General features: G+C 61.8%; 22 protein-coding genes. 9 read left to right on the top strand and 13 right to left on the bottom strand.

Translation table 11 applies throughout. The features are described from left to right. Positions 1-832: 832 nt before the first annotated feature. The 5 genes from R8871_RS20990 to R8871_RS20970 all read right to left on the bottom strand — a co-directional run bounded on the left by R8871_RS20990 (position 833) and on the right by R8871_RS20970 (position 7,813). Entirely contained in the window at positions 833-2,062 is a 1,230-nt protein-coding gene (locus R8871_RS20990; RefSeq protein WP_175052176.1) for a pyridoxal-phosphate-dependent aminotransferase family protein, read from the bottom strand. 193 nt (positions 2,063-2,255) lie between these two features. Then, the gene (locus R8871_RS20985) at positions 2,256-3,920 is read right to left on the bottom strand and encodes a bifunctional aspartate transaminase/aspartate 4-decarboxylase (protein ID WP_175052175.1); all 1,665 of its coding nucleotides are present in this window, start codon (positions 3,918-3,920) and stop codon (positions 2,256-2,258) included. 103 nt (positions 3,921-4,023) lie between these two features. Further along, positions 4,024-5,706 (bottom strand): aspartate-alanine antiporter, encoded by a 1,683-nt coding sequence (gene aspT, locus R8871_RS20980; protein WP_175052194.1) that lies wholly within the window; start codon positions 5,704-5,706, stop codon positions 4,024-4,026. A 119-nt stretch (positions 5,707-5,825) separates the two neighbouring features. Then, entirely contained in the window at positions 5,826-7,508 is a 1,683-nt protein-coding gene (aspT, locus tag R8871_RS20975) for an aspartate-alanine antiporter (protein ID WP_175052174.1), read from the bottom strand. A 134-nt stretch (positions 7,509-7,642) separates the two neighbouring features. Continuing rightward, positions 7,643-7,813, bottom strand: coding sequence for a hypothetical protein (locus R8871_RS20970; protein WP_175052173.1), 171 nt, complete (start codon positions 7,811-7,813; stop codon positions 7,643-7,645). Positions 7,814-8,061: 248 nt separating this feature from the next. Between R8871_RS20970 and R8871_RS20965 the strand changes: the two genes are divergently transcribed. Beyond that, positions 8,062-9,060: a 2-hydroxyacid dehydrogenase gene (locus R8871_RS20965; RefSeq protein WP_175052172.1), complete on the top strand. Its 999-nt coding sequence runs from the start codon at positions 8,062-8,064 to the stop codon at positions 9,058-9,060. Here the strand turns inward: R8871_RS20965 and R8871_RS20960 are convergent. After that, positions 9,057-9,680, bottom strand: coding sequence for a plasmid fertility inhibition factor family protein (locus R8871_RS20960; protein ID WP_175052171.1), 624 nt, complete (start codon positions 9,678-9,680; stop codon positions 9,057-9,059). The genes R8871_RS20965 and R8871_RS20960 overlap by 4 nt on opposite strands. A gap of 89 nt (positions 9,681-9,769) precedes the next feature. Here R8871_RS20960 and R8871_RS20955 point away from each other — a divergent pair, with 89 nt between their 5' ends. The 3 genes from R8871_RS20955 (at position 9,770) to R8871_RS20945 (ending at position 13,368) form a co-directional block, all read left to right on the top strand. Beyond that, positions 9,770-10,594, top strand: a complete 825-nt coding sequence (locus R8871_RS20955; protein ID WP_175052170.1) for a crotonase/enoyl-CoA hydratase family protein — start codon at positions 9,770-9,772, stop codon at positions 10,592-10,594. 229 nt (positions 10,595-10,823) lie between these two features. Continuing rightward, positions 10,824-11,990, top strand: a complete 1,167-nt coding sequence (locus R8871_RS20950) for an MFS transporter (RefSeq protein WP_175052169.1) — start codon at positions 10,824-10,826, stop codon at positions 11,988-11,990. A gap of 217 nt (positions 11,991-12,207) precedes the next feature. After that, positions 12,208-13,368, top strand: coding sequence for an MFS transporter (locus R8871_RS20945; RefSeq protein ID WP_175052168.1), 1,161 nt, complete (start codon positions 12,208-12,210; stop codon positions 13,366-13,368). A gap of 133 nt (positions 13,369-13,501) precedes the next feature. Here the strand turns inward: R8871_RS20945 and fahA are convergent, their stop codons facing one another. The 3 genes from fahA to R8871_RS20930 are packed head-to-tail and all read right to left on the bottom strand — an operon-like array spanning position 13,502 to position 17,585. Further along, on the bottom strand, positions 13,502-14,830 hold the full coding sequence (gene fahA, locus R8871_RS20940; protein ID WP_175052167.1) for a fumarylacetoacetase: 1,329 nt from the start codon (positions 14,828-14,830) through the stop codon (positions 13,502-13,504). Then, complete coding sequence (gene hmgA / locus R8871_RS20935; RefSeq protein WP_175052166.1) at positions 14,827-16,173, bottom strand: homogentisate 1,2-dioxygenase; 1,347 nt, start codon at positions 16,171-16,173, stop codon at positions 14,827-14,829. The genes fahA and hmgA overlap by 4 nt, the downstream gene beginning before the upstream one ends. Before the next feature lie 47 nt (positions 16,174-16,220). Beyond that, complete coding sequence (locus R8871_RS20930) at positions 16,221-17,585, bottom strand: MFS transporter (RefSeq protein ID WP_175052165.1); 1,365 nt, start codon at positions 17,583-17,585, stop codon at positions 16,221-16,223. A gap of 347 nt (positions 17,586-17,932) precedes the next feature. On the opposite strand from R8871_RS20930, the gene R8871_RS20925 reads away from it, so the two are divergent. Continuing rightward, positions 17,933-18,766, top strand: a complete 834-nt coding sequence (locus R8871_RS20925) for an EAL domain-containing protein (RefSeq protein WP_175052193.1) — start codon at positions 17,933-17,935, stop codon at positions 18,764-18,766. Between the two features lie 49 nt (positions 18,767-18,815). On the opposite strand, the gene R8871_RS20920 is transcribed toward R8871_RS20925, so the two are convergent. Next, complete coding sequence (locus R8871_RS20920; protein WP_175052164.1) at positions 18,816-19,601, bottom strand: IclR family transcriptional regulator; 786 nt, start codon at positions 19,599-19,601, stop codon at positions 18,816-18,818. A 117-nt stretch (positions 19,602-19,718) separates the two neighbouring features. Between R8871_RS20920 and R8871_RS20915 the strand changes: the two genes are divergently transcribed. Continuing rightward, the gene (locus R8871_RS20915; RefSeq protein ID WP_175052163.1) at positions 19,719-20,909 is read left to right on the top strand and encodes an acyl-CoA dehydrogenase; all 1,191 of its coding nucleotides are present in this window, start codon (positions 19,719-19,721) and stop codon (positions 20,907-20,909) included. Between the two features lie 153 nt (positions 20,910-21,062). On the opposite strand, the gene R8871_RS20910 is transcribed toward R8871_RS20915, so the two are convergent. Next, positions 21,063-21,701 carry a peroxiredoxin gene (locus R8871_RS20910; protein ID WP_175052162.1) on the bottom strand — a complete coding sequence of 213 codons (639 nt, stop codon included), beginning with the start codon at positions 21,699-21,701 and terminating at the stop codon, positions 21,063-21,065. Positions 21,702-22,040: 339 nt separating this feature from the next. On the opposite strand from R8871_RS20910, the gene R8871_RS20905 reads away from it, so the two are divergent. The 3 genes from R8871_RS20905 to R8871_RS20895 all read left to right on the top strand — a co-directional run bounded on the left by R8871_RS20905 (position 22,041) and on the right by R8871_RS20895 (position 23,476). Continuing rightward, positions 22,041-22,343, top strand: a complete 303-nt coding sequence (locus tag R8871_RS20905) for a DUF883 family protein (protein WP_028198798.1) — start codon at positions 22,041-22,043, stop codon at positions 22,341-22,343. Positions 22,344-22,483: 140 nt separating this feature from the next. Beyond that, the gene (locus tag R8871_RS20900) at positions 22,484-22,870 is read left to right on the top strand and encodes a phage holin family protein (protein WP_093644691.1); all 387 of its coding nucleotides are present in this window, start codon (positions 22,484-22,486) and stop codon (positions 22,868-22,870) included. 126 nt (positions 22,871-22,996) lie between these two features. Further along, positions 22,997-23,476: a DUF3318 domain-containing protein gene (locus tag R8871_RS20895; protein WP_175052161.1), complete on the top strand. Its 480-nt coding sequence runs from the start codon at positions 22,997-22,999 to the stop codon at positions 23,474-23,476. 113 nt (positions 23,477-23,589) lie between these two features. Here the strand turns inward: R8871_RS20895 and R8871_RS20890 are convergent, their stop codons facing one another. Beyond that, positions 23,590-24,021 (bottom strand): type IV pilin protein, encoded by a 432-nt coding sequence (locus tag R8871_RS20890; protein ID WP_175052160.1) that lies wholly within the window; start codon positions 24,019-24,021, stop codon positions 23,590-23,592. A gap of 10 nt (positions 24,022-24,031) precedes the next feature. Continuing rightward, positions 24,032-24,478 carry a pilus assembly PilX family protein gene (locus tag R8871_RS20885; RefSeq protein WP_175052159.1) on the bottom strand — a complete coding sequence of 149 codons (447 nt, stop codon included), beginning with the start codon at positions 24,476-24,478 and terminating at the stop codon, positions 24,032-24,034. Positions 24,479-24,481 lie beyond the last annotated feature (3 nt).

Below are 24,481 nucleotides of genomic sequence, written 5' to 3'. Positions count from 1 at the left end.
TTCGGCGCTCAGATGTTCGTATATTTTTCCCATGCAACGCATCCTAACTGAGGCTGTTGCACTTGTATTTTGAAACCGCCAGGCAAAAGAAAGCGGCTCAAACCGCTAATGTTAAGTGGGCACCGTGGTCTGCTACGGGTAGTGGTGCATCTGGAATCTGTGTCCTCCCACATTCGGCGCCAGTGACAAGGGCATCATACTTCCGGCGGCGCTGCGCGCGCCGAAGAGTACTTCTTAAACCCCCCCGCTACGTTTCAATTCCTACGCCTCACCGACGGGGGCGTGGCTCGTCATTGCACCGCCATCACCATCTCGATTCCAATTGCAACGCCAACGGCAGATGCGAACGCGACCGTGGCTGGGATTGGGGCGGGGTGGAGCGAGGAGGGGCGGTGATTCAGCACAGCGACACATCGTTTAAAGAGGGCGGGCATTTCCGGGCTGAATGCAGCGGCGCGTCGCCGAGGCGAAGCCGACGGCCCCGACAAACCTCAACCGAAGCCCGTGGTTTCCCATGCAAACCCGTCCGCGACGCACGCAGTGCGGAGTGGGAGCTGATGAGTCCTTTGTCACTAACGTGGAATGTGCGAGAGCACGGATTCCAGTCGCACCACTACCCGCAGAAAACCACGGTGCCCACTTAGCATTAGCGGTTTGAGCCGCTTTCTTTTGCCTACTTTTCTTTGCGGCAGGCAAAGAAAAGTAGGTGCCGCCCCGCACAGGGGCAACGCTAATAGACCACTAACAAATCAAGAAAAGGCACGAAAGCCAGAACAAGGAATAGCACCAAACCCAGAACCACAAACAAGAAGCGCCGAGCAGGCCAAAACCTTCATTTCCCTTCCGACAACCCCCGCTCAAGCGCCGCCACCCCAGCCGGCAACTCAACCTTAACCCCAAGATCCACCATCGTCCTCCCAAGCGCATGCAAGGTCCTGAACAGGTTATGTTCCCGGCACTGCTCACCCATCTGCCCAATACGCACAATCGGCAAACCAAACGACCCGGAGATTTCCACCTGATGATGCCGCGAGATATGACCGCAAATATCAGCAGGACTCAATCGCTCCGGCACAACGATGCCAACAACTGAATTCAAACGACAAGGCGCCGGCGCATAAAGCTGCAAACCCAACGCAGTAATCCCCGCCTGCAGCGCGACCGAACACTTCAAATGCCGCGCAAACCGCTTCTCAAGCGTCTCCGCGCACACGAGCCGCAACGCCTCGTGCAACGCCAGCACGCCCGACACCGGCGCCGTATAGTGATACCCCGCGTTGTGCCAGAAATTCTCCGCAAGCGAAGCGTCAAGACACCAATGCGCATTCGGCGCCGTGCGCCCCTTCACCCGTGCCCACGCCTCATCCGAAAACGCGATCAGCGAGACGCCGGGGATCGACGACAAGCCCTTCTGCCCGCCTGTAATGACCGCATCGATACCCCACGCGTCCATCTCCAGGGGCATCGTGCTCAGCGTACACACCGCGTCGACGATGACCAGCGCACCGGCTGCCTTCGCGAGCGCCGCAATCTCCTTCAATTGGTGATTCCACACGGTGTTGGACGTCTCGCCCTGCACGATCGTCACGATCTCCGGACGCTCGCGGCGGATCGCCTCAGCCACGCTTTCGAGACTCGCCACGGTCCCGTCCTCGACATCGAGAATCGCGACTTCCGCGCCGACGCGCCGACCCATCTCCGCCATCCGTTCGCTGAAAAAGCCGTTCTTGATGCTCAGCACTTTCGTGCCTTCCCAAGCGAGGTTGGAGATCGCCATTTCCATCGCGGCAGAACCCGGCCCGGCTACGCCCAGCACCCACTTCGAATTCGTCTGGAACACGTAGCGCGCCATGGTCTTCACCTGGCCGATCACCTTCACCATCGTGCTGCCCAGGTGGTTGATCACCACCGTGTTGGCCTTGGCCACCGCCGCGGGAATCGGCACGGGGCCGGCGCCCATCATCAGCAACGGCTCTTCGGGAAGAATGGCGTCGAGCGATTCGACAACCGGACAAGGCACAGTGTAGGAAACCGGTGCGGCAGAGGTGGATGAAGTCGGCATGATCGGTACGTGAATGTCAAAGTGCAAGGGACAAGCGGCCCCGCCAGCAATGACACTGGCGGGGCCGCTTGACCGATCATTCACTGATCCGGGTAATTGCGCAAGTTTTTTGTCCATGCCTCGCCGCGCTCGAAGCCGAGTTCGAGCGCGGATCCAGCACACATCAGACGCGAATCAAAGCCTCAATTCACGTTCACTTCACCTTGGACTTGTCGAGCTTCTTGCCGGTTGCCGCGTTGTAGCGCTCCACGTACTCCTCGATCAGCTTGCGCATCGCGCGGCCGATCTGCCGATAGTCCGACTCGTTCAGATTAGCCAGCGACACCCGTCCCGACGGATGCTGCGTACCGAAGCCGCGCCCAGGCAACAGCACCACGCGTGCTTCACGCGCGAGGCGGAACAGCAATTCCGAAGGCTCCGTGTTCTTCAGCAGCCACTCGACGAACTCGCGACCAAACATGCGCTCGCCGAGGAACTCGATGTCGAGAATCGTGTAGTAGTCCACCTGGTTCGGATCGTCGTCTTCGAACGAGATGCCGACCTCTTCGTACAGCGCCTGCTTGCGCTTACGGATCAGGCGCTTCAACGCGTTCTTGTACGCGTCGGGCGTATCCATCAGCGAAAACAGCGAGAACAGCACCATCTGCACCTGCTGCGGCGTCGACAAACCCGCCGTGTGATTCAGCGCGACCGTGCGGCTGTCGGCCACCAGCCGGTCGATGAACTTGAGCTTGTCCGGTTCGGTCGTGATCGATTCATAACGCTCGTGCAACTGCTTCTTCGCGTCCTTCGGCAGCTCGGCGATCAGCTTGTCGAGCACGTTGTCACGATGCGTCGCGATCACGCCGAGACGCCAGCCCGTCGCGCCGAAATATTTCGAGTACGAGTACACGAGGATGGTGTTCTTCGGCGCGAGCGCGAACAGCGAGACGAAGTCGTCGGCAAAGGTGCCGTACACGTCGTCGGTCAGCAGAATCAGATCGGGACGCTCCTTGACGATGTCCGCGATGTATTGAAGGCTCTCGTCGTCGATCTTCACCGAAGGCGGGTTGCTCGGGTTCACGAGGAAGAACGCTTTCACCTTCGGATCGCGCAGCTTGTCGAGTTCCTTCTTCGAATACTGCCAGCCGCTTTCAACCGTAGCTTCGAGATTGACGACGTTCAGCTGATAGTCGTTCAGGCGCGGAATTTCGATGTACGGCGTGAAGATCGGCAAGCCGAGCGCAATCGTGTCACCCGGCTTGATCAGGTGATTCTCGCGCATCGTGTTGAAGATGTACGTCATCGCCGCCGTGCCGCCTTCCACCGCGAACACGTCGAACTCGCCGACGAACGGATGGTTACCGATCATCTCCTTGCGCAAATACTGACCGACAATCTGTTCGGACAACTTGAGCATCCGGTCCGGTACCGGATAATTCGACGCGAGAATGCCCTCGCACATTTCATAGAGGAAGTCGCCCGCGGAAAGTCCGAGCTGATCGCGCACATACGACACCGCGCCGCGCAGAAAATCGATGCCGGGCACGCCCTTGTTTTCGCGCAGGAACAGATCGAAGCGCTCCGTCAGCCCTTCGCGTCGCGGAAAACCGCCAACGCCTTCCGGCATGAACGCGAACGAACGCTCCGACTCGCGCATCGCAAACAGGCCAAGCTGCCAGAAGCCGTGGCGCGGAATGGTCGCGAGAAAGTTCGGATTGCCGCGGCCGGCGTTGAGCATCGATGCGTTGGCGGCACGCTCCACCGCGCCGCCGCCGGCGGCCTTGATCAGTTCGTCCTTGAGTTCGAACGGGCTGAGCGCCGCAAAGCCGGCTTGAGCCATGTCGCCTTGTTTCTTGCCGTTTTTCTCTTTTGCCATGATGCGTTCTCCAATGTGCAAGTGAATGACGCCGGCGCCACGAGTGACACGTTCAGTTACCGCCGGCGTAAGAGAGATCGATAAATGCGTACGCTAAACCGGGTTAAACCAATCCGACCACGAGCGGTCCGAGCAACGTCAACGCGACGTTCGCAATCGCATACGTAATCGCGAACGGCACGGTGGGTACGGCGCTTTCCGCCTTGTCGAGCACACCGCCGAATGCCGGGTTGGCACTGCGTGAACCTGTCAGCGCGCCGGCCAGGATGGCCGCGTTGTTGTAGCGCAGCACGTAGCGGCCAAACAGCATCGTCAGTATCAACGGCAACACAGTGACAACCACGCCGAGCAGGAAGATCGTCATACCGCTCTGCTTGACGGTCACCACGGCCTGCAAGCCCGAATTCAAACCGACCACCGCGACGAACGCCGCAAGGCCGAAGTCCTTCAGCAACTGTGAAGCCGCGGACGGCATTGCGCCGTACATCGGATGCTTGCCGCGCATCCAGCCGAACAACAGGCCGGCCAGCAGACAGCCGCCGCCGGAACCGAGCGTGAGCGGAACGCCGCCCACGTCGATCACAATCAGACCGATCAGCAGACCCAGCACAATGCCGACACCCATATAGATGAAGTCGGTCTTGTTGCTGTACGGCAGCTCGTAGCCGGCTGCATCGACGGCGCGCTTGGTGTCTTTCGGCGAACCGTAGAAGGTGATGACGTCGCCGTGTTCGAGTTTGGTTTCGGGCAGGATCGGCAGCGGCTGGCCGGCACGCGAGGCGCTCTGGATATAGACGCCGTGGCGCAAGTCGCGATCCACGACTTCGCGTGCAGCGGCGATCGTCGTGTGGTTCATGCCTTTGCGCGTGAACACACCGTCGCGCGTCTGCATCACGACGCCAATGTCGTCGACGCTGGCAATCTCGTTGCCGTTCGCGCCGAATGCGACCACCGCCTCCCGGCGGCCCACCACCAGCACTTCGTCGTTGAGTTGCAAGACCAGATCCGGTGCCGGCTCGAGGTTCTCACCGCCGCGCTTGATCCGCTCGATCGTCAACATGTCCTGATGCAGAGTCTCGACTGCCTTGACCGTTTTCCCGGCGCTGACGTCGATCTTGTATGCACGTCCCACAAGTTCCGGCAATGCACGAATTTGCCCCGCTCCGAGCGACGACGAACCGGCAGACAGTTCACGCTCCGCTTCGATCGAGGCGTCGCGCAGACTTTGCCCCATGAACTTAGGCAGGATGTTCACGCAGACAATGATCGCGCCAAGCGAGCCGAATACGTAGGTCACCGCGTACGCGATCGCCACGTCGGACTGCAGCGACTTGACCTGATCGGCGGGCAGACCAAGACGCGCGATGGCGTCGCCGGCCGTGCCGATGATCGCCGACTGCGTCAGCGCGCCGCCCGCGAGTCCGGCTGCGAGACCCTTGTTCAGATGGAACAGCTTCGCGCAGATCACCACCGTGATCAGTGCAGTGACGGCGAGAAATATCGCCATCGCGATCTCACGCAGCGTCTTGCGGTTCAGCGAATTGAAGAAGCCCGGCCCGGAGTCGTAGCCGACCGCGTAAATGAACACGGCGAACATCACCGATTTCACGCCGTTGTCGATCGTCACGCCCGCCTGACTGATCAACACTGCGGCTAGCAATGAACCGCCCACGCCGCCTAACTGGAATTTGCCGAAGTTGATCTGCCCGATGAAATAGCCGGCTGCAAGTGATAAAAACAACGCAATCTCGGGTGATTTTTGAAAAATGTGATGTAACCAGTCCATCATGCCCTCGCTGGATAGTTTGCGGTACTGAGTACTGGGTGCTGCATGTGCATACGAACTTCATGGCATCCGTATGCGGTCGACTGCGCGCCACGCCGCGCGCAGCCCATCTGCCCCGCCTAGCCGAACTTCCCGGCGAGGCCGACCACGACCGGCCCCATCAACGGCAGCAGAATGTTCGAGAGTGCATAGGTGATCGTGTAGCCGATCACGGGCGTCGAATTGCCGGTTACGCCGACCAGCGCGCTGATCGCCGGCGTGCTGCATTGCTGACCGGCAATGGCGCCGAGCAGCATGGGCGCTTCGAGTTTGAGAAACGCGCGGCCGATCCACAGCGACAACAGACCGGGCACGAGCACCATCAGAATGCCGGCGACGGGCAGCGCCAGGCCGTATTCGCGCACCAGCTTGATGGCATCAGGCCCCGCCGACAGGCCGACGGCGGCAATGAAGGTGGCAAGGCCGAAGTCCTTGAGAATTTGCGCCGCAGCCGAAGGCAGCGAGCCGACTAACGGATGGCGCGAGCGGATCCAGCCGAACAGCAATCCTGAGAGCAAGCAGCCGCCGCCCGTGCCGAGCGCGATCGACACACCGCCGATGCGCCCGCCGAGATGGCCGATCGCCATGCCGACCAGCACGCCCAGGCCGAGGTAGACGAAGTCGGTTTTCTGGGTCGCGGTGAGCACGTAGCCCAGATTGCGCGCGCCACGCTCGACGTCGGCTTTCGCGCCCACCAGCGTCAGCACGTCGCCGCGATTGAGCTCGGTGCCGGGCAGCGCGGGCACCGTGGTTTCAAGCCGCGTGACGGCCGCGATGTAGATGCCGCGCCCGTCCTCGGGCTTTGCCCGCTCACGCAACTGTGCGACCGTCAGACCGTGCGCGTCGCCGCGCGTCAGCACGACGTCGAGCTTCTGCGCAATGATCTGGCCGAAGCCGGCATCCACCACTTCTTCGCCGAGGCTGGCAGCCGCGGCCACCATCGCTTCGCGCCGTCCGCCCACAAGAATCAGGTCGCCGGCGGCAAGCGCCAGTTGCGGCTCGACCGGCACGTCGGCGCCGTTGCGCCGAACCTGCTCGATGGTCAGGTTAAAGCCGTGCTTCTGTTCGAATGCCTGGATCGTCCCGCCGGCCGCCGCGTCGACCCGGAACGCGCGGCCCACGAGCGCCGGGGCCGCGGCCCGTTGACCTTCGCCGAAGGCACCATCGCCGCCAAGCTTGTGCCACACGCGCTCGGCTTCTTCGCGCAGATTGACGCGCAGCAGCAGGGGCGCAAACTGACTGGTGAACAGGACGATGGTGATCAGGCCGAACAGGTAGCTCACGCTGTACGCGGTCACGATGTTGGCCTGCAGGCGCAGCGTCTCCGCATCGCTGAAGCCGAGCTTGGCAATCGCCTCCGAAGCCGTGCCGATCACGGCCGACTCTGTCGCCGCACCGGCCAGCAAACCGGCCGCCGTACCGGCGTCGAGCCGCATCACAAGCACCGCGATCATGATCAGCACCAGCACCGAAACGATCTCGACCACCGACAGCAAGCCATAGCGCCAGCCCCGGCCAATGTTGGCGAAGAACTGCGGTCCACCGGTGAAACCCAGCGCAAAGATGAACAGCGCGAAGGCGATGTTCTTCAGATCGGGGGCAAGCCGCGCACCCGTCTGCCCCAACAGCAAGGCCACGATCAACGTGCCGCAGACGCCGCCCAGCTGAATTGGCCCCACGCGAAACGAACCAATGAAATAGCCGATTGCAAGGCTTGCGAACAGCGCGATCTCCGGTTGAGACCTCAACAATTCACCGATCATGTTGACTTGCCGATTTACGGTTTATTAGCAGAAAGATGAAAAATCTCTCTGAAATTTGAAATGAATTCGATCTGAGTCACCCCCGATTCAGGAATTACTCATCCAGCATGACCGCATTCCATTGAATGGAAAATTTATGGCAATGGCATGACGCTCTCGGCGCCAAAGAAGGTATGCCGCAATGCAGCGACGATAGCGATAGTGAAATACTTTTCAGCAGGTTCGACAGTCACACTTTCCTCGCGAAGTTTGCCCGATGCCTTGAAAATGGCATGCTCTGCTGGCGGCCGGTTCTCTCCTGGCATGATTGAACATGCCTTTTTTGGACTGCTTTTTTAATAAATATTGTAGTTCGGCATCGCTGTCAATATTATTTTCAATTGCGACCGTTTTTGCTTCGCAAAAGATGATCTTTAGTAAAGGTCGGAATGATTTTCGCACCAGGCGTAGTAAGCAGCGGTCTTCGCCATTAAGTGCCGATATACTGACTTTCCTGCATGCCAGGTTGTGAATCGGCATTTGCCGCGCCGGCACTCATCCTTCGGAGCTACTCATGCGCATGATCCTGTTCAGCAGCCGCCAGTACGACAGCGACACGTTCGGCGAGGCCAACGGTACGCATCGCTATGAATTGCACTTCCAGGAATCGCACCTTGATGTCGAGACCGCGATCCTTGCCAACGGCTATGAAGTGGTCTGCCCGTTCGTCAACGACAACGTCGAAGCCGCCGTACTGGAGCGTCTCCATGCCGGCGGCACGCGCATGATCGCGCTGCGCTCGGCGGGCTTCAATCACGTCGACCTGGCCGCGGCCGAACGTCTCGGCATAACGGTTGCACGGGTGCCGGCTTACTCGCCGCACGCGGTCGCCGAACATGCGGTCGGTCTGATTCTGGCGCTGAACCGGCGCTTGCCGCGCGCGGTTGCGCGCACCCGTGAAGGCGATTTCTCGCTGCATGGGCTTCTGGGCTTCGACCTGCACGGCAAGACTGTGGGCGTGATCGGCACCGGCATGATCGGCCGCGTGTTCGGCCGCATCATGGCGGGCTTCGGCATGCAGGTGCTCGCTCATGACCCCGGTACGCCGGCCGAGGATCTACTTGCCCTCGGCGCGCGCTACGTGCCGCTCGACACCCTGCTCGCCGAAAGCGACGTTGTCAGCCTGCATTGTCCGCTGGTGCCGGGCACATACCATCTGATCGACGAGCCCGCGCTCGCGAAGATGAAGCGTGGCGCGATGCTGATCAACACGGGGCGCGGCGGACTTGTCGAAAGCAATGCGCTGATCGGCGCGTTGAAAGATGGCCAGCTCGGCCATCTCGGGCTCGACGTGTACGAAGAAGAAGGCGGCCTCTTTTTCGAGGACCACTCGAACCTGCCGTTGCAGGACGACGTGCTGGCGCGTTTATTGATGTTTCCGAACGTGATCGTCACCGCGCACCAGGCGTTCTTCACGCGCGAGGCGATGAACGAGATCGCGCAGACCACGCTCGAGAACGTCGCGGCCTGGCAGGCCGGCACGCCGCGCAACGTCGTACGGGCGCGAAGTTAGGTCGTGCCGGCGCCATCCACGGTAGTCGGGCGGATTACCGTGCGGGCGTCGTCCGCCGCGCCGCAGATCTCGCGCAGCAAGGCCGCCTCGCGTTCGTGCACTTCCACCGGAAACCAGCGCGCGCCCGCATCGGCCAGATAGCGCGCGCGATGCTGTCCGTTGCGAAACGCCACCACACCTTCGCGCTCAAGACCGAACCAGCCCAGCAGACCCGGCGCGCGACGCGTCGAGATCGTCACGTACGGCATCTGCGGAATGCGCGGATTCTCCGGATCGAGAAACTCGCGAATGCCACGCACCTTGCCCGAATGCCACTCGGCAACCGGCTTCAACACGTAATCGGTGTTGTCGCGATCCGCGCATTCCAGCAACTTACGCGCGTCGACCATGACCACCTGATGGCGTGTGCCGTCAGTCACGAAGACGCGTTTCAGGCGCACATGGTCGTACCATGGATGTTCATGTTCATGCAGAGGCACGTTCCAGATCGTCTCGGCAGAGGCAGGCGCGGTTTCGGGCGATGAGTTGGACAAGGGCAAAGGCAGGCTCGATAAGCTGGCAAAAAAACGCCAGCGCGTTAAAAGAGCGCTAACGCTACGAGCCGATTGTGAAAGATGCATGACAACCAACGGTATTAGTCGCACTGCATGAGCGCAGCGCATGAACCTCCGGCATGAGCAGCCGGATGCGAACCTTTACGGACACTGCGATGATAACCACGCAAAATCTAAATGAACATGTGTGCATCGAAGCCAATGCAGACACCGGCGTCGCCACTATCGTGCTCTCACGGCCGGCGCGGCGCAATGCCGTCGACCGTCCTACCGCGGAAGCACTCAGCGCCGCCTTCCGCCGCTTCGAAGCGGAACCGGCATGGCGCGTGGCCGTACTGTTCGGCGCGGGCGGCACCTTCTGCGCCGGCGCGGATCTCACTGCGCTCTCAGACGAGGCCCACCGCAATGAACTGCACGCTGACGGCAGCGGTCCTGGCCCAATGGGACCGACGCGCATGAACTTCAGCAAACCGGTGATTGCCGCGATTGCCGGCTATGCGGTCGCGGGTGGCCTCGAATTGGCCGCGATGTGCGATCTGCGCGTCGTCGAAGAAGATGCCGTGCTCGGTGTGTTCTGCCGGCGTGTCGGAATTCCGCTAATCGATGGCGGCACGATCCGTTTGCCACGACTGATCGGGCTGTCGCGAGCACTCGATCTGATCCTGACCGGCCGAGCGGTGGATGCCCAGGAAGCGCTCAGCTTCGGCCTCGCCAACCGCGTCGTGCGCAAGGGCGAAGCACGCGCCGCCGCGGAACAATTGGCCGCCGAACTGGCAGCCTTTCCGCAAGCGGCGCTGCTGGCGGACCGCCGCTCCGCGTTGGAAAACAGCACGCTCGAGGATCTCGCTCTCGCGCTGCAACGCGAAGGCGCCGGCGGCTATCAGGCAGTGTTCGACGAAGGCGTTACAGGCGCCGCGCGTTTTGCCAAAGGCGCAGGCCGTCACGGCGACACTTTCAAGTCAGACGAAAGCACGTCATAAAAAGGCGCCCTTTCCCGGGAGCAAGGTGCATGGCGCGTGCATGCCCGATACATGCGCCAAGGCGCGCTTTCAGCAAAAAACAACAGCCTGCTTGACGCTCAGCAAGGGTGTTTTGACTTAGGTAGAATCCCCTACTGTTTTCCCCTCGCATGGCGCATGCGTTCTCGCCCCGAAAAATGCGCGCCTGCCGCACGACGCTTCCCGTCGCGCTGATTCACGCTCCGTCATCATGCCTTTGCCCCTGCTCGCCCTTGCCGTTGCCGCTTTTGGAATCGGTACCACTGAATTCGTGATCATGGGGCTGCTGCCCGATGTCGCGCGCGATCTGTCTGTGTCGATCCCCGCAGCCGGCATGCTGGTGTCGGCTTACGCGCTCGGCGTCACCATCGGCGCGCCGATCGTCGCGATCGCCGTGGCCAATATGCCGCGCAAGAAAGCGTTGATGAGCCTGATCGGCGTCTTCATCGTCGGGAATCTGCTCTGCGCGATCGCGCCGGGCTACGCGGTGCTGATGGCCGCGCGCATCGTCACGGCGTTTTGCCATGGCGCGTTCTTCGGCATCGGTTCAGTGGTCGCGGCCGGCCTGGTCGCGCCGAACCGTCGCGCGCAGGCCATTGCGCTGATGTTCACCGGCTTGACGCTCGCCAACGTGCTCGGCGTGCCGCTCGGCACCGCGCTCGGCCAGGCGGTGGGCTGGCGCGCGACCTTCTGGGCCGTGACCGGCATCGGCATTCTCGCCGCGGGCGCACTCGCCGTGTGTCTGCCGGCGAAGATCGAGATGCAGAAGGCGAGCCTCATCCACGAATTCAACGTGCTGAAGAACCCGCAAGTGTTGATGGTGCTCGGCATCAGCGTGCTCGCGTCGGCCAGCCTGTTTTCCACCTTCACCTACATCACGCCGATTCTCGAAGACGTAACCGGCTTCACGCCGCACGCGGTCACCTTCGTGCTGCTGCTATTCGGCCTCGGCTTGACGGTGGGCAGCACGCTCGGCGGCAAGCTCGCCGACTGGCGGCTGATGCCCTCGCTGGTCGCGTTTCTGCTGGCGATCGTCGTCATCCTGACTATCTTCGCCGGGACCATGCACGCCGAGATTCCGGCCATGATCACGATCTTCGTGTGGGGCATCCTGGCCTTCGCGATCGTGCCGCCGCTGCAAATGCTGATCGTCGACCGCGCAAGCCATGCGCCGAATCTGGCGTCGACCCTGAATCAAGGTGCTTTCAACCTCGGCAATGCAACGGGCGCGTGGCTCGGCGGCATGGCGATCGGCGCGGGCGCGCCGCTTACTACGCTGCCGTGGGTCGGCGTGGCAACCTCGATCGGTGCGCTGGCGCTGACGCTGTGGTCGGTGTCGATCGACCGGCGTGCGCAACGGATGGCCGTGGCCGGATAACCGCGGCGCCCGCGCGCAGACTGCGCGCACAGCTTCAGTCAGGACAGGTTTCGCATCGCCGCTACCCGCTGCCGGCTCCGTAACGACTCCGGCCACCGCGCCTTGCGGACCCGGCAGCGGGCAGCCCCTCGAAAGCAAGCGAACACGGCCCTCAACCGCGTTCATGCAATCCGCACACAGGTGCGAATGACTCGCGGCCGTAGTAGCATCTGGCCCGATGAAAGTCATCTTCACTCGCGATTTTTTCGCTCTGATTCTTAGTGTTGCCGTCGTCGGACTCGGCAGCGGCGCCACACTTCCCCTCACTGCCCTCGCGCTGACGCAAGCCGGCTATGGCACCGACGTGGTCGGTCTCCTGAGCGCCGCGCAAGCGGGCGGCGGCCTGCTCGTCGTGCCGGTAGCCGCCTGGATCGCGGCGCGCTGCGGCGGCCGCCAGGTGATCGTCGGCGCGGTGCTGACGGTTGGGGTCGCCACCGCGCTGATGCAACTCACCTCGAACTTATGGCTATGGGCCGCGTTGCGCGTACTCTGCGGCGCAGCGCTGATGCTGCTCTTCACGATCAGCGAAGCATGGGTCAACCAGCTCGCTGACGACGCCACGCGCGGCCGGGTCATTGCGATCTATGCGACCAACTTCACGCTATTCCAGATGTCGGGCCCGGTGCTGGTGAGCCAGATCGCCGACCTCACACACTGGCGCTTCCTGATTTGCGGCGCGCTCTTCCTGCTGGCTTTGCCCGCGCTTGCCAGCATCCGCAAGACGCCGCAAGCGTCGAAGGATGAACACGCCGCGCACGGCAGCTGGCGCCATTTGTTGCCGCAGATGCCGGCGCTCGTGATCGGTACGGGTTTCTTCGCGTTGTTCGATACGATCGCGCTGTCGCTGCTGCCGCTCTTCGCGATGTCGCACGGCATCACAAGCGAGGTGGCCGTGCTGTTCGCCTCGGCCCTGCTGCTCGGCGACACGACGATGCAGTTTCCGATCGGCTGGCTCGCCGACCGGCTTGGCCGCGAACGTGTGCATATCGGCTGCGGTGTGGTTGTCGTGGTGTTGCTGCCGTTGCTGCCCTGGGCGATCCATTCGCCGTGGCTGTGCTGGCCGTTGCTCTACGTGCTCGGCGCGACGGCTGGGGCGATCTATACGCTGTCACTGGTCGCTTGCGGGGAGCGGTTTCGCGGTGTCGCGCTGGTGTCGGCAAGTTCGGTGGTGGGGGCGTCGTGGGGCGCGGCCAGTTTCGGCGGGCCGTTAGTGGCTGGCGCGTTGATGAAGGGGGTTGGTAACGACGCAATGGTCGGTGTGCTTCTGGTTGCTGCGCTTGCGTTTCTTGCTGCGGTTTGGTGGGAAAAGCGGCGTGCGCCCGCGCGGGCGATCGGCTGAGGGTGCGGTAAGCCGTTGGGGCGTTGGGGCGTCGAACCATGCTCGCCTCTGGATACGAAAAACGGGGAAGCCATCGTGGCTTCCCCGTTTTGCATAGTGCTTTCTTCCGCGTGATTTCCGTGCTGCTTCTACTCTACTTCCGCGCCGGCAGAATCTCCCCAACACACGTGCCGAAGCCCACACGATACCCATCGCCCTGGCACCATCCGGCGAGCGTCAGTTCGTCGCCGTCTTCGATAAATCCACGTGTGCCGCCCTCCTTCAACTCCAACGGATTCTTGCCGTTCCACGTGGACTCGAGCAGGCTGCCGCATGAGTCGGCGGTCGGGCCGCTGATCGTGCCCGAACCCATCAGATCGCCAACCCGCGTGTTGCAGCCCGATACCGTGTGATGCGCGAGCTGTTGCGCCATTGTCCAGTACATGTACTTGAAATTGGTCCGCGAGATCGTGGTGGCTTGCTTTGCCGTCTGCGGCCGCAGTGTCACTTCGAGCGAAATGTCGAACGCGTGCTTGCCCTCGTGGCGCAGGTACGCCAGCGGCTGCGGTTCCTGCACCGGCTGCTCGACACGAAACGGTTCGAGCGCGTCGAGCGTCACGATCCAGGGCGAGATCGTCGTCGAGAAACCCTTGGAATTGAACGGGCCGAGCGGCACGTATTCCCATTGCTGGATATCACGCGCGCTCCAGTCGTTCAGCAGCACCATGCCGAAGATGTGCGCTTCGGCATCGGCACAGGCAATCGGCTCGCCCAGTGCATTGCCGCCGCCGATCACGAAACCCGTCTCCAGTTCGATATCCAGCTTGCGGCACGCGCCAAACACCGGACGCTCCTGATCCGGCAGTTTCAACTGGCCGTTAGGACGCCGCACCGGCGTGCCGCTCACCACCACCGACGATGCGCGCCCGTTGTAGCCGATTGGCATTTCGGACCAGTTCGGCAACAGCGCATTCTTCGGATCGCGGAACATCGAACCGACATTCGTCGCATGCTCCTTCGACGAATAGAAATCCGTGTAACCCGGGATCTGCACCGGCAGATGCAGTTGCGCGTCGGACTGACGCACGAGGGCTTTCGCACGCAAGGCGGAGTCGTCGCGCAAAATCGCGGTGTCGCGCGCCAGCAGATTGCTCAACTGGATGCGTACGCTGCGCCATGCATCGCGGCCAAGCGAGATGAAATCGTTGAGGGTGTCCTGCTCGAAGGCACGGTCTTTCGTCGCAATGGATTGACCGGCCGAGGCAGCCGGTAGCGTGAGCAGGCCGGCTGACTTGAGCACGCTCAGATCGACGATCTCATCGCCGATCGCGACACCCACGCGGCGCGCGTCGTTGTTCTTGTCGCTGAAAATACCGAACGGCAGGTTCTGGATCGAAAAATCGTTGGTCGGGTCGTTAGCCGACTCGACCCAGCTCTTACGCGACGGATCGAGCGTCGCCTGAAGATCGCTCAATGCGCTCATCGTTGCTCCGGGTTGAAATGTTTCTTGAGACCTTGCCAGCACTCGTAGTAATGCGCCTGCAGTTGCGCGGTTTCGAGCGCGAAGCGGGTCGGCTTGATCAGCGTGCGCGTTTCGAACATGAAGGCCATCGTGTCGCCGACTTTCTTCGGCGTGGACGTATCGCCATGCGACGCTTTCTCGAAGGTGTCCGCGTCCGGCCCATGACCCGACATGCAGTTATGCAGACTCGCGCCACCCGGCACGAAGCCCTCGGCCTTGGCGTCGTACACGCCGTGCACGAGGCCCATGAATTCGCTCGCGACGTTGCGATGGAACCAGGGAGGCCGGAACGTATCTTCGGCTGCGAGCCAGCGCGGCGGGAAGATCACGAAGTCGATGGTATCGACGCCCGGCGTATCGCTTTGCGAATGCAGCACGAGAAAGATCGACGGGTCCGGATGGTCGAAGCTGATCGAACCGATCGTGTTGAAGCGGCGCAGATCGTATTTGTATGGCGCGTAATTGCCGTGCCACGCCACCACGTCGAGCGGTGAATGGCCGATGTCCGCGCGCCACAAATTGCCGTTCATCTTGGCGACGAGTTCGAAGTCGCCTTCGCGGTCGTCGTAAGCGGCATGCGGCGTGAGGAAATCGCGCGGATTGGCGAGGCCGTTCGAGCCGATCGGGCCGAGGTCCGGCAGACGCAGCAGCGCGCCGAAGTTCTCGCAGATATAGCCGCGCGCGTTGCCGTCCGGCAGGCTCACCGCGAAGCGTACGCCGCGCGGGATCACCACGATCTCGAACGGCTCGACATCGAGTCGGCCCATTTCGGTGGCGATATGCAGGCGACCTTCCTGCGGCACGATCAGCAATTCGCCGTCCGCGTTGTAGAAGAACCGATCCTTCATCGAGCGGTTCGCTGCGTACAGGTGGATCGCGCAGCCGTTCATCGCTTCGGCTGAGCCGTTGCCCGCCATCGTTATCCAGCCGTCGATGAAATCGGTCGGCTCGGTGGGCATCGGCAATGCGTCCCAGCGCAACTGGTTAGGCGGCGTGGGCGGCACCTCGGCGAAGTTGGCGACGAGCCGCTCCGAGGGCAGCAGGGTGAACGGCTTGTGAACCGCCGCCGGACGAATCCGGTACAGCCATGAACGGCGGTTATGGCCACGCGGCGCAGTGAACGCGGTGCCCGACAGTTGCTCGGCGTACAAGCCATAGGCCGCGCGTTGCGGCGAGTTGCGGCCTTCGGGCAGCGCGCCCGGCAAAGCCTCCGTAGCGAATTCGTTTCCGAAGCCCGACTGATAGCCCGGCTCGATTTCGAGTCGCGAGCTGGCGGTATTCGGTGTGCGGGTTGAGGTATCCATGCAAGGTTCTCCGTTGATACTTGATCTGTCGACGTGCGCTGTGTGTCTCAGGCTGTCCGAGGCTCGGATGGGCTGCCGCGTTGCCGGGTGGCAGCGGCCAGCGCGATCACCAGCAATGCAGAGCACAGCACCGGTACCGCAGCCGCATGAAACAGCGATTCATTCGACCAGTTCAGCGCGATCAGTTGTCCGCCGACCAGCGGTCCGATCACCGAGCCGATACGGCCGATGCCGAGGCTCCAGCCAATCCCTGTGGAACGCAGCGTCGTCGGATAAAAATGGCCGGCCAGCGCGTTGACTGCCGGCTGTCCGCCGACCACGCAGAAGCCGCCCGCGAATACGACAAGCAATAGCCACGGCAGCGCGTGCGCGACCGTTCCGATGGTGCCGACCGCCAGCGCCGCGCCCGCGAAACACACGAACAGCACGCGCACAAAACCAAAGCGCTCGATGAACCACCCGAGCAACAAGGTGCCCACCACACCGCCCGTCTGCAATACCGTGCCGACGATCACCGCCGTGCCCGGCGAGTAACCGGCATCGCGCATCACGGTGGGCAACCAGTTCGACAGGAAGTAAAGATCGATCAGGTTCATGAAGCTGATCGCCCACAAAATCAGCGTGACCGGGCCACGGCCCGCGCGGAACAGTTCGGCGACGGGCGCGCCGCCGTTGCCCTTCTCACGCACAACGATACGTGTATTCGCGTCGATCGGCAGCGCCGGATTGAACTTCGCGAGCCAGCGCAACGCGCGATCGCTGCGCCCCTTGAGGACCAGAAACTGCAGCGACTCCGGCAATGCCGCCAGCATCGCGAACGCGAGCAGCAAAGGCACCGCGCCGCCCACCCAGAACACCGCACGCCAGCCGTACGCGGGGATCAGCGCGGCGCTGATGAAACCACCTAAAGCCGCGCCCAACGTGAAGCCGCACGACACCAGCATCATGCGCTTGACGCGATGCGCGGGGGTCGAGAATTCGCCGACCAGCGCCATCGCATTCGGCATGATGCAGCCGAGTCCGAGGCCGGTGATGAAGCGCAGCGTGATCAATGCGGGGATCGTCGTGACAAAGGGCGTGGCCAGCATCGATAGCGCGAAGAAAAACGTCGCGCCAATCAATACCGGGCGCCGGCCAATGCGGTCGGCCAGCACCGACAAGCCCAACGCGCCCAGCAGCATCCCGAACAGACTGGCGCTGAACACGGGCCCGAGCGCCGCCTTCGAGACATGCCATTCGCCGATCACGCTCGGCGCGACGTAGCCCATCGCTTGCGCGTCGAAGCCGTCGATCACGAGGCACAGCCCGCATAGCGCGAGCAGCATCAACTGGAATGCCGGGTGATGCGTTTCGCCGAGCACGCGCTCGACTTCGATCACATTGGCGGCGGCCGCGGCCGGTTTGGCGCTCATTGGGTCGTCCCCTCGTCCTGACTGGATTGTTTGGTCGCGGCGCGCGCCCGGTGGGTCGGCGATCAGGGACCACGCCGTTTCCCGCCGAGGAGACACAAACATGTCCGCCATCGCAGCCGCGCTACAATTTACGTATAGTAAAATGAATTACGAATAGTGAAATTAACGTATACCCTGGAAACGCGTCGCGAAAGCCGCGGTGGCCTGCAGCGACAAGCGTTCGGCCGATAACGTTATGAGCATTTTGTTCAAGTGCGCGCGGCGCGGACTGCTACCATCAATGGATGCGGCAACCGAGTCGCGTTGCCGAGCGCCGAGTGCGCACTTATCGCCATCCATTTGCCTACATGATTCCGCCGACCATCCCCAACCTGATTGCACGCGCCGCCGATCACCCATTTCTCGGCGAACATCTGGTGATGGGGAGCGGCGTGCACAGCGATGTCGCGCTGGCGCAGTTCGATGGCTTCGAGCTCGCCAGTGCCTATGAGCCGATCTTCGATATCAGCGTGCATGCGTTGGCGCAGTCGTTGTCGTCGGGCGCAGAGGGCGTGGATCGTTTCGGCGATGAACTCGGGTTTCAGGCCGTCACGCAGCGTCTCGACGGCGCGCCCTTCGATGTCTTCGATCCCTTCGACCGTGTCGCCGACGATCAGGAACTGGTCGCACTCGACCGCATGTCACGCGCGCTGCACGCCATCAATTTCTTCGGCGCGCAACGGCACGGGCTGCTGTTTCTGCGTGTGCACGAGCGCCTGCTCAAGAGCGTCAAGTACGACCATGGGCGGCATTTCTCGAGCGTGCTTCTGTCCTTCGGACTGAACCCGTCGCGGGTGGTGATCGAGTTGCCGGCGGCCGCGGTCGCGCATAAAACATTCCTCGGCTATCTGACCACGAGCTATCAGCGCTACGGCTTCAAGGTGGCAGGGAATCTTTCGAACGCGGGGCAGATTCTGTCGGTGTCGGAAACGGCGCGGCTCGACTTCATCAAGATGGATGCGGCGGTCGCATTGCGCGACGCGATGGTGAAGCCGCTAGTCGGCTATGCAAGCCGGCTGCGGGTTCCACTGATTTTCAATCGGGTGATGGATGAGCCGCAGTTCCTCGCGCTGCAGCAGTACGACGTGCGCTTCGTACAAGGTCCGTTGTTCACGGCGCACTATCACGATCGGGCGGTGTGAGTATTGGGTTGACGCTGCGCGGCGCAGGCCGGCACTTCAACCCGGCACTTCAACCCGTATCGCCCAGCCGTCGCGCCAACGCCTTCAGCCGTGGCGCAACGCTTTCCCGGAACACCTCCTCTCCCATCGACGACGCCGGCCCGCTGCAACTGAGCACCAGCCAGCGGCCTTCGCGCGGCTCGCGAAACGGTACCGCGACTGCGTTCACGTCGTCATGCCACGCGCGGAACGAATAGCAACAGCGCTCCTGGGCGAAGGCTTCGATTTCCTTTTCCGCATCGGCCAGCAACGCGGCGCCTTCTTTGCCCGCGGACCTCTTGAGCTCGGCCAGCAAGGCGGCGCGCACGTCCAACGGTTGCACCGCCAGATACGCGCGCCCCATCGAACTCGTCAGCATCGACAGTTTCGAGCCTGAGGCGAGCCCGAGCGTCAGCGCGGTTTCACTGCGGATCGTCTCGAGATAAATCATGTCGAGGCCGTCACGGCATCCAAGCGACACAGCCGCACCCACTTCGCGCGCGAAAGTGCGCATATGCGGACGCGCGAGTTCGAGCGTGTCGGTGCCCGAGAGCAGCGCGAAACCGAGCGACAGCACGCCGGCATCCAGCGCATATTTACCTAGCGTTTCGTCGAGCCGCAGATAGCCGAGCACGGTCAGCGTGTAAGCGAGACGGTTGACGGTCGCCTTCGGCAAACCCGTGCGTTCGACGAAATCGCGATTGCCGAGCATCGTTTCGCCCGGCTTGAACGCGCGCAGCAAATCCAGCCCGCGTGCGAGGGCGACGACAAATTTGCGCTCGTCGAGCGGTTCGGAGAGAGTGGATATGGGCGTCATGTGGTGATACACTCGGGCGTGGTTTGCAAAACATTGTTTCGCATAGCGGAACTTAAGTCAAGCTCGAACATGTTTAACGAACACGTTAAAGTCAAGTCGGAAATCAGGAGATACGTCATGGCAGAGGCCGCGCAGTTTCACTGGGAAGACCCGTTGCTGCTGGATCAGCAGCTCACCGAAGACGAACGCATGGTGCGCGACGCCGCCGCCGCGTACTCGCAGGACAAGCTGCAACCGCGTGTGCTCGAAGCGTTCCGTCACGAGAAGACCGACATCGAGATCTTCCGCGAAATGGGCGAACTCGGCCTCCTCGGCCCGACGATTCCCGAGCAATACGGCGGCCCCGGCCTGAACTACGTGGCGTACGGCCTGATCGCGCGTGAAGTGGAGCGCGTCGATTCCGGCTACCGGTCGATGATGTCGGTGCAGTCGTCGCTCGTCATGGTTCCGATCTACGAATTCGGCTCGGAGGCGCAAAAGCAGAAGTACCTGCCGAAGCTCGTCACGGGCGAGTGGATCGGCTGCTTCGGTCTGACCGAACCGAACCATGGCTCCGATCCGGGCAGCATGATCACGCGAGCAAAGAAGGTGGACGGCGGCTATTTGCTGTCGGGCGCGAAGATGTGGATCACCAATTCGCCGATCGCCGATGTGTTCGTCGTGTGGGCCAAGCTCGAAGAGGACGGCAAGGATTCGATCCGCGGCTTCATTCTCGAGAAGGGCTGGAAGGGGCTGTCCGCGCCGACCATCCATAGCAAGGTGGGTCTGCGTGCATCGATCACCGGCGAGATCGTGCTCGATGAGGTCTTCGTGCCGGAAGAAAACCGTTTCCCCGAAGTCAGCGGCTTACGCGGTCCGTTCACCTGCCTGAACTCGGCGCGCTACGGGATTGCCTGGGGCGCGCTCGGCGCGGCGGAAGCGTGCTGGCATACGGCGCGTCAGTACGTGCTGGATCGCAAACAGTTCGGCCGGCCGCTCGCCGCCAACCAGTTGATCCAGAAAAAACTCGCCGACATGCAAACCGAAATCACGCTCGGCCTGCAAGGCGTTTTACGTCTCGGCCGCATGAAAGACGAAGGCACGGCTGCAGTCGAAATTACGTCGATCATGAAGCGCAATTCGTGCGGCAAAGCGCTGGACATCGCACGGCTCGCGCGCGACATGCTCGGCGGTAACGGTATTTCGGACGAGTTCGGCATTGCGCGTCATCTGGTCAATCTGGAAGTCGTGAACACCTATGAAGGCACGCACGACATTCACGCGCTGATCCTCGGGCGCGCGCAGACGGGGATTCAGGCGTTTTTCTGATGCGCTGAGCCGAGTGCTTCGATGGCGGCGTTTCGTCCTGGCCGCTGAGTGGAAAATCGAAAAGTAGAAAAGGAAAGGCCGGTTCTCTTGAACCGGCCTTTTTTCGTTGCGCCGCCTTGGTGCTAACGGTGCGCCTCGTGACGCGTCAGTCGCTTACTTGTTCGGCTGCGGCGTCAGACGCAGATACGGGCGCAGGGCCTTGTAGCCCTTCGGGAATTTCTGCTTGATGACTTCTTCGTCCTTCAACGACGGCACGATCACCACGTCGTCGCCCTGCTTCCAGTTGCCGGGCGTAGCGACCGAGTGGTTGTCGGTGAGTTGCAGCGAGTCGATCACGCGCAGTACTTCGTCGAAGTTGCGCCCGGTGCTCGCCGGGTAGGTAATGGTCAAACGCACTTTCTTTTTCGGATCGATCACGAACAGCGACCGGACCGTGAAGGTTTCACTGGCGTTCGGGTGGATCATGTCGTACAGCTCAGCGACCTTGCGATCGCCGTCGGCGAGAATCGGGAAGCCGACACTGGCGGCTTGCGTCTCGTTAATATCCTTGATCCATTCCTTGTGCGACTCGGCGCTGTCGACCGACAATGCAATCGTCTTCACATTGCGCTTCTCGAATTCGCCGGCCAGATTCGCCGTCAAACCCAGCTCGGTCGTGCAGACCGGCGTGAAGTCAGCGGGGTGCGAGAACAACACGCCCCAACTGCCGCCCAGCCAGTCGTGGAACTTGATGCGACCGACGCTCGATTCCTGTTCGAAATCCGGTGCGATATCGCCAAGACGTAGACTCATATTGCAGCTCCTTGATTGTATTTGGACATTCCGCGCGAGCATTCGCCCGCGACGCGCAGCAAAAATACAGCATACGGGAGTGACAGTGAACAACTAACCAACATCGCGTCACTACTTTATGTGTTTTTGTAATTTTCACCGATTTAGTGGAAACTTTGCGGGACAGATCAACTCCATCTTAAGCAAACCTTGCAGCCCCGTGCCGCAAGGGTGGAGTTTTTAAAGCTTTGCTTCAACCAGGAACGGTTCGTGCGATTGTTTGAATCGAGCGCTGCGCTCGCCAGCGGCCGTTTCTTTGGTTACGATTCACGCGTGGCGTGAGACGAAGGGGAGCTGTCAATGTCGGAAGTCAACAAGGAGAGATTGATGTCGGATATCAAAACCGTCCTCGCGGACGCTGAAGATTTGCTGAAACAGGCCGCGAGCGCTACTGGCGAGCGCGCTTCGGAACTGCGTGAAACGGCGCTTACGCGCCTGAAGCAGGCTAAGGAAAAGGCGGCTGACGTGCAGGTCGTGGTGGTCGAAAAAGGCAAGAAGGCCGCACGCGCCACCGACGACTACGTGCATGAGCATCCGTGGGCATCCATCGGCATCGCCGCGGGCGCTGGCGTACTGCTCGGGTTGTTGATCAACCGCAAGTAACACTGGTGAGGCTGCCGGGGCGAATCCGCCTCCGGCACATCAGCGAATCGAGTTGACCGGCGCACGTCTGGCCGGTCCGCTTCTTTTGGCGCGCTCGTTTTCACGCGCCGGTTCAGCATTCACGCGCAACGCCCAGAGCCATGACGATCGAAACACAATCGCAGCACGGCGAACATAGTCCGTTGCGCCGTATCATCGGATCCGTGTTTGCCATTTTGCAAACACGGCTTGAACTGGTCGGCATCGAACTCGCCGAAGAAAAAGACCGTCTGCTCGGCGTGCTGTTCCTCGGCCTCGCGGCCATGATGCTCGCGACGATGGCCTTGATCGCGTTGACGGCGCTGGTCGCCATCGCATTCTGGGACACCTACCGGTGGCAAGCGCTCGCCGGCATCACGGTGGTTTATGCCGTCGCGGGAATAGCGTGCGCACTGAAAGCGCGCAGCGGTTTGCGCAATGCTCCGATGGTGTTCGAAGCCACCCTTGCCGAGTTCGAAAAAGACCGCGACGTGTTCCGCAAACCGTGACGCAGCAGGCATAACGGGCTCACGAGCAGACCTCAAACGCCCTGCGCCTTCGAAAAGGCTTCGACAATACCTCGAGCGATTTGCAGCACAGTTTTACCGCCCCACCTCCACTGCCGCCGACACGCCATGAGCCAAATCCATTCCGATACCGCATTCCGCAACAAACGCCACCAGGTCAGAGATCTGAGTGCGCCGCACCTGCGGGCACTACGCAAGGAACTGCTGCTGGTGCGCGCGGATGTCGAGCGTATGGAACTCGCTCAGGCGACTATCGAATTGCGGCAGGCAGTCACGCACTTCAGCTGGCTCAAATTCATTCTGCCGGGCTTCGGCGGCATGCGCGTGGGCCGCGGATCAAAGGCGAGCTTCCTCAACGCTGGGAGCATCGGCGCGCTTCTCAAACAGTATCCGCTCGTCAGTTCGATCGCTTCGCTGCTGTTGGCCAAGCCGCTGCGCGCGACTATTGCGGCAGGTGCAAAACCCGCACTCAAATGGGGCAGCCTGGCGCTTGCCGGCTGGGAAGCGTATCGAATCTGGAAGCAGATAAAGAAAGATTCCGCAGCGTCTGCCGACAACAAGAAAGAGACGGTTGATAGTGGGTATTGAAGTGCGGGGATCGTCGGCCGCCTCCGGCGTAGGCCGAGAGCAGTAACTTGTCGCCCGTTCCTCGGGCACTAGCACGTCTCGACTCGCCAACTGGCGCCCTGCAATAACGACCCTTAGCTCGTATTCCAGCACTCGCCGCTTGCCGGTGCTGTGCCGTTTGCCCCGCTTCTGTTGCCTCGCAACCCTGTCGCATCCAGCGTGAAGGTGCCACAGGCGTCGTCCCGCATAGGGCCGGTTTCGGTCGGCACGGCCTCTACCGAATAACCACCGTTTGCATCGTCCACCGGCAGCACTTGCAAGCGGTAGATCGGCGTGCCGAACTGCGGAGCCTGATCCAGGCCCGCCGGCAATGTCGCGGGGCCATCGCTTGCCGATCCCTCGACGAATTGCGCTGCGCGATAAAGCGCGGACGCAGCGTCGACCCGATGTGTTCGCGCGACATGGCTCCGATACGAGGGCACGGCAAACACGACCAGCGTCGCGGCTATTGCCAGCACGATCATCAGTTCCAGCAGCGTGAATGCGGATGTGCGCGGTCTCGCCATAAATCTCCCGTCAAAATGGGTGTGAGGCAACGCGACGCCAATGGCGCTCGATTTGCTCGCCTGCGATCACGAGTTCCATCTGCAACCACACCTGCGACTCTCTGGTCCGGCCGAAACCACGCGCAGTCAGCAAATAGGCTCGAGCATCGGCGCGAGCGCCCAGACGCCACGCTTCGATCAAACATTGCGGCGCACGCAGCGATCCGGGCCATTGCGCGACAGGCGTGACAGCACGGGCTTCAAAGGCAGCTTCGTGCGTCCATTGGGTCGGCTCGCCGGGTGAGAACGGCGCCACAGGCTGCGGTTCGAAAGCTGCCGCTGCCACGACGCTCCGGGCGCATAAGGTCAGCGCCGAATCCGCGGCATGAAATGCCTGCAAATAGTCACGCACGTTGTTGGCGCTGCGCGCCGCTGCAAGCGATGTCTCGAACCAGGCCGCAGAGGTGGTCAACATCATCGC

It is taken from the genome of Paraburkholderia sediminicola (genome assembly GCF_902859805.1).
Classification (GTDB): Bacteria; Pseudomonadota; Gammaproteobacteria; order Burkholderiales; family Burkholderiaceae; genus Paraburkholderia; species Paraburkholderia sediminicola.
This window is presented reverse-complemented; position numbering and strand designations above follow the sequence as displayed.

What these genes read in the sequence shown, in the direction of transcription:
- R8871_RS20900 (WP_093644691.1), top strand. Translation starts at nt 22,484, where the DNA reads ATGACGATCGAAACACAATCGCAGCACGGCGAACATAGTCCGTTGCGC.
- R8871_RS20905 (WP_028198798.1), top strand. Translation starts at nt 22,041, where the DNA reads ATGTCGGAAGTCAACAAGGAGAGATTGATGTCGGATATCAAAACCGTC.
- R8871_RS20925 (WP_175052193.1), top strand. Translation starts at nt 17,933, where the DNA reads ATGATTCCGCCGACCATCCCCAACCTGATTGCACGCGCCGCCGATCAC.
- R8871_RS20890 (WP_175052160.1), bottom strand. Translation starts at nt 24,021, where the DNA reads ATGGCGAGACCGCGCACATCCGCATTCACGCTGCTGGAACTGATGATC.
- R8871_RS20985 (WP_175052175.1), bottom strand. Translation starts at nt 3,920, where the DNA reads ATGGCAAAAGAGAAAAACGGCAAGAAACAAGGCGACATGGCTCAAGCC.
- R8871_RS20895 (WP_175052161.1), top strand. Translation starts at nt 22,997, where the DNA reads ATGAGCCAAATCCATTCCGATACCGCATTCCGCAACAAACGCCACCAG.
- R8871_RS20885 (WP_175052159.1), bottom strand. Translation starts at nt 24,478, where the DNA reads ATGATGTTGACCACCTCTGCGGCCTGGTTCGAGACATCGCTTGCAGCG.
- R8871_RS20965 (WP_175052172.1), top strand. Translation starts at nt 8,062, where the DNA reads ATGCGCATGATCCTGTTCAGCAGCCGCCAGTACGACAGCGACACGTTC.
- aspT (WP_175052194.1), bottom strand. Translation starts at nt 5,706, where the DNA reads ATGGACTGGTTACATCACATTTTTCAAAAATCACCCGAGATTGCGTTG.
- R8871_RS20930 (WP_175052165.1), bottom strand. Translation starts at nt 17,585, where the DNA reads ATGAGCGCCAAACCGGCCGCGGCCGCCGCCAATGTGATCGAAGTCGAG.
- R8871_RS20990 (WP_175052176.1), bottom strand. Translation starts at nt 2,062, where the DNA reads ATGCCGACTTCATCCACCTCTGCCGCACCGGTTTCCTACACTGTGCCT.
- fahA (WP_175052167.1), bottom strand. Translation starts at nt 14,830, where the DNA reads ATGAGCGCATTGAGCGATCTTCAGGCGACGCTCGATCCGTCGCGTAAG.
- R8871_RS20970 (WP_175052173.1), bottom strand. Translation starts at nt 7,813, where the DNA reads ATGCCAGGAGAGAACCGGCCGCCAGCAGAGCATGCCATTTTCAAGGCA.
- R8871_RS20910 (WP_175052162.1), bottom strand. Translation starts at nt 21,701, where the DNA reads ATGAGTCTACGTCTTGGCGATATCGCACCGGATTTCGAACAGGAATCG.
- R8871_RS20950 (WP_175052169.1), top strand. Translation starts at nt 10,824, where the DNA reads ATGCCTTTGCCCCTGCTCGCCCTTGCCGTTGCCGCTTTTGGAATCGGT.
- R8871_RS20960 (WP_175052171.1), bottom strand. Translation starts at nt 9,680, where the DNA reads ATGCATCTTTCACAATCGGCTCGTAGCGTTAGCGCTCTTTTAACGCGC.
- R8871_RS20920 (WP_175052164.1), bottom strand. Translation starts at nt 19,601, where the DNA reads ATGACGCCCATATCCACTCTCTCCGAACCGCTCGACGAGCGCAAATTT.
- hmgA (WP_175052166.1), bottom strand. Translation starts at nt 16,173, where the DNA reads ATGGATACCTCAACCCGCACACCGAATACCGCCAGCTCGCGACTCGAA.
- R8871_RS20915 (WP_175052163.1), top strand. Translation starts at nt 19,719, where the DNA reads ATGGCAGAGGCCGCGCAGTTTCACTGGGAAGACCCGTTGCTGCTGGAT.
- R8871_RS20945 (WP_175052168.1), top strand. Translation starts at nt 12,208, where the DNA reads ATGAAAGTCATCTTCACTCGCGATTTTTTCGCTCTGATTCTTAGTGTT.
- aspT (WP_175052174.1), bottom strand. Translation starts at nt 7,508, where the DNA reads ATGATCGGTGAATTGTTGAGGTCTCAACCGGAGATCGCGCTGTTCGCA.
- R8871_RS20955 (WP_175052170.1), top strand. Translation starts at nt 9,770, where the DNA reads ATGATAACCACGCAAAATCTAAATGAACATGTGTGCATCGAAGCCAAT.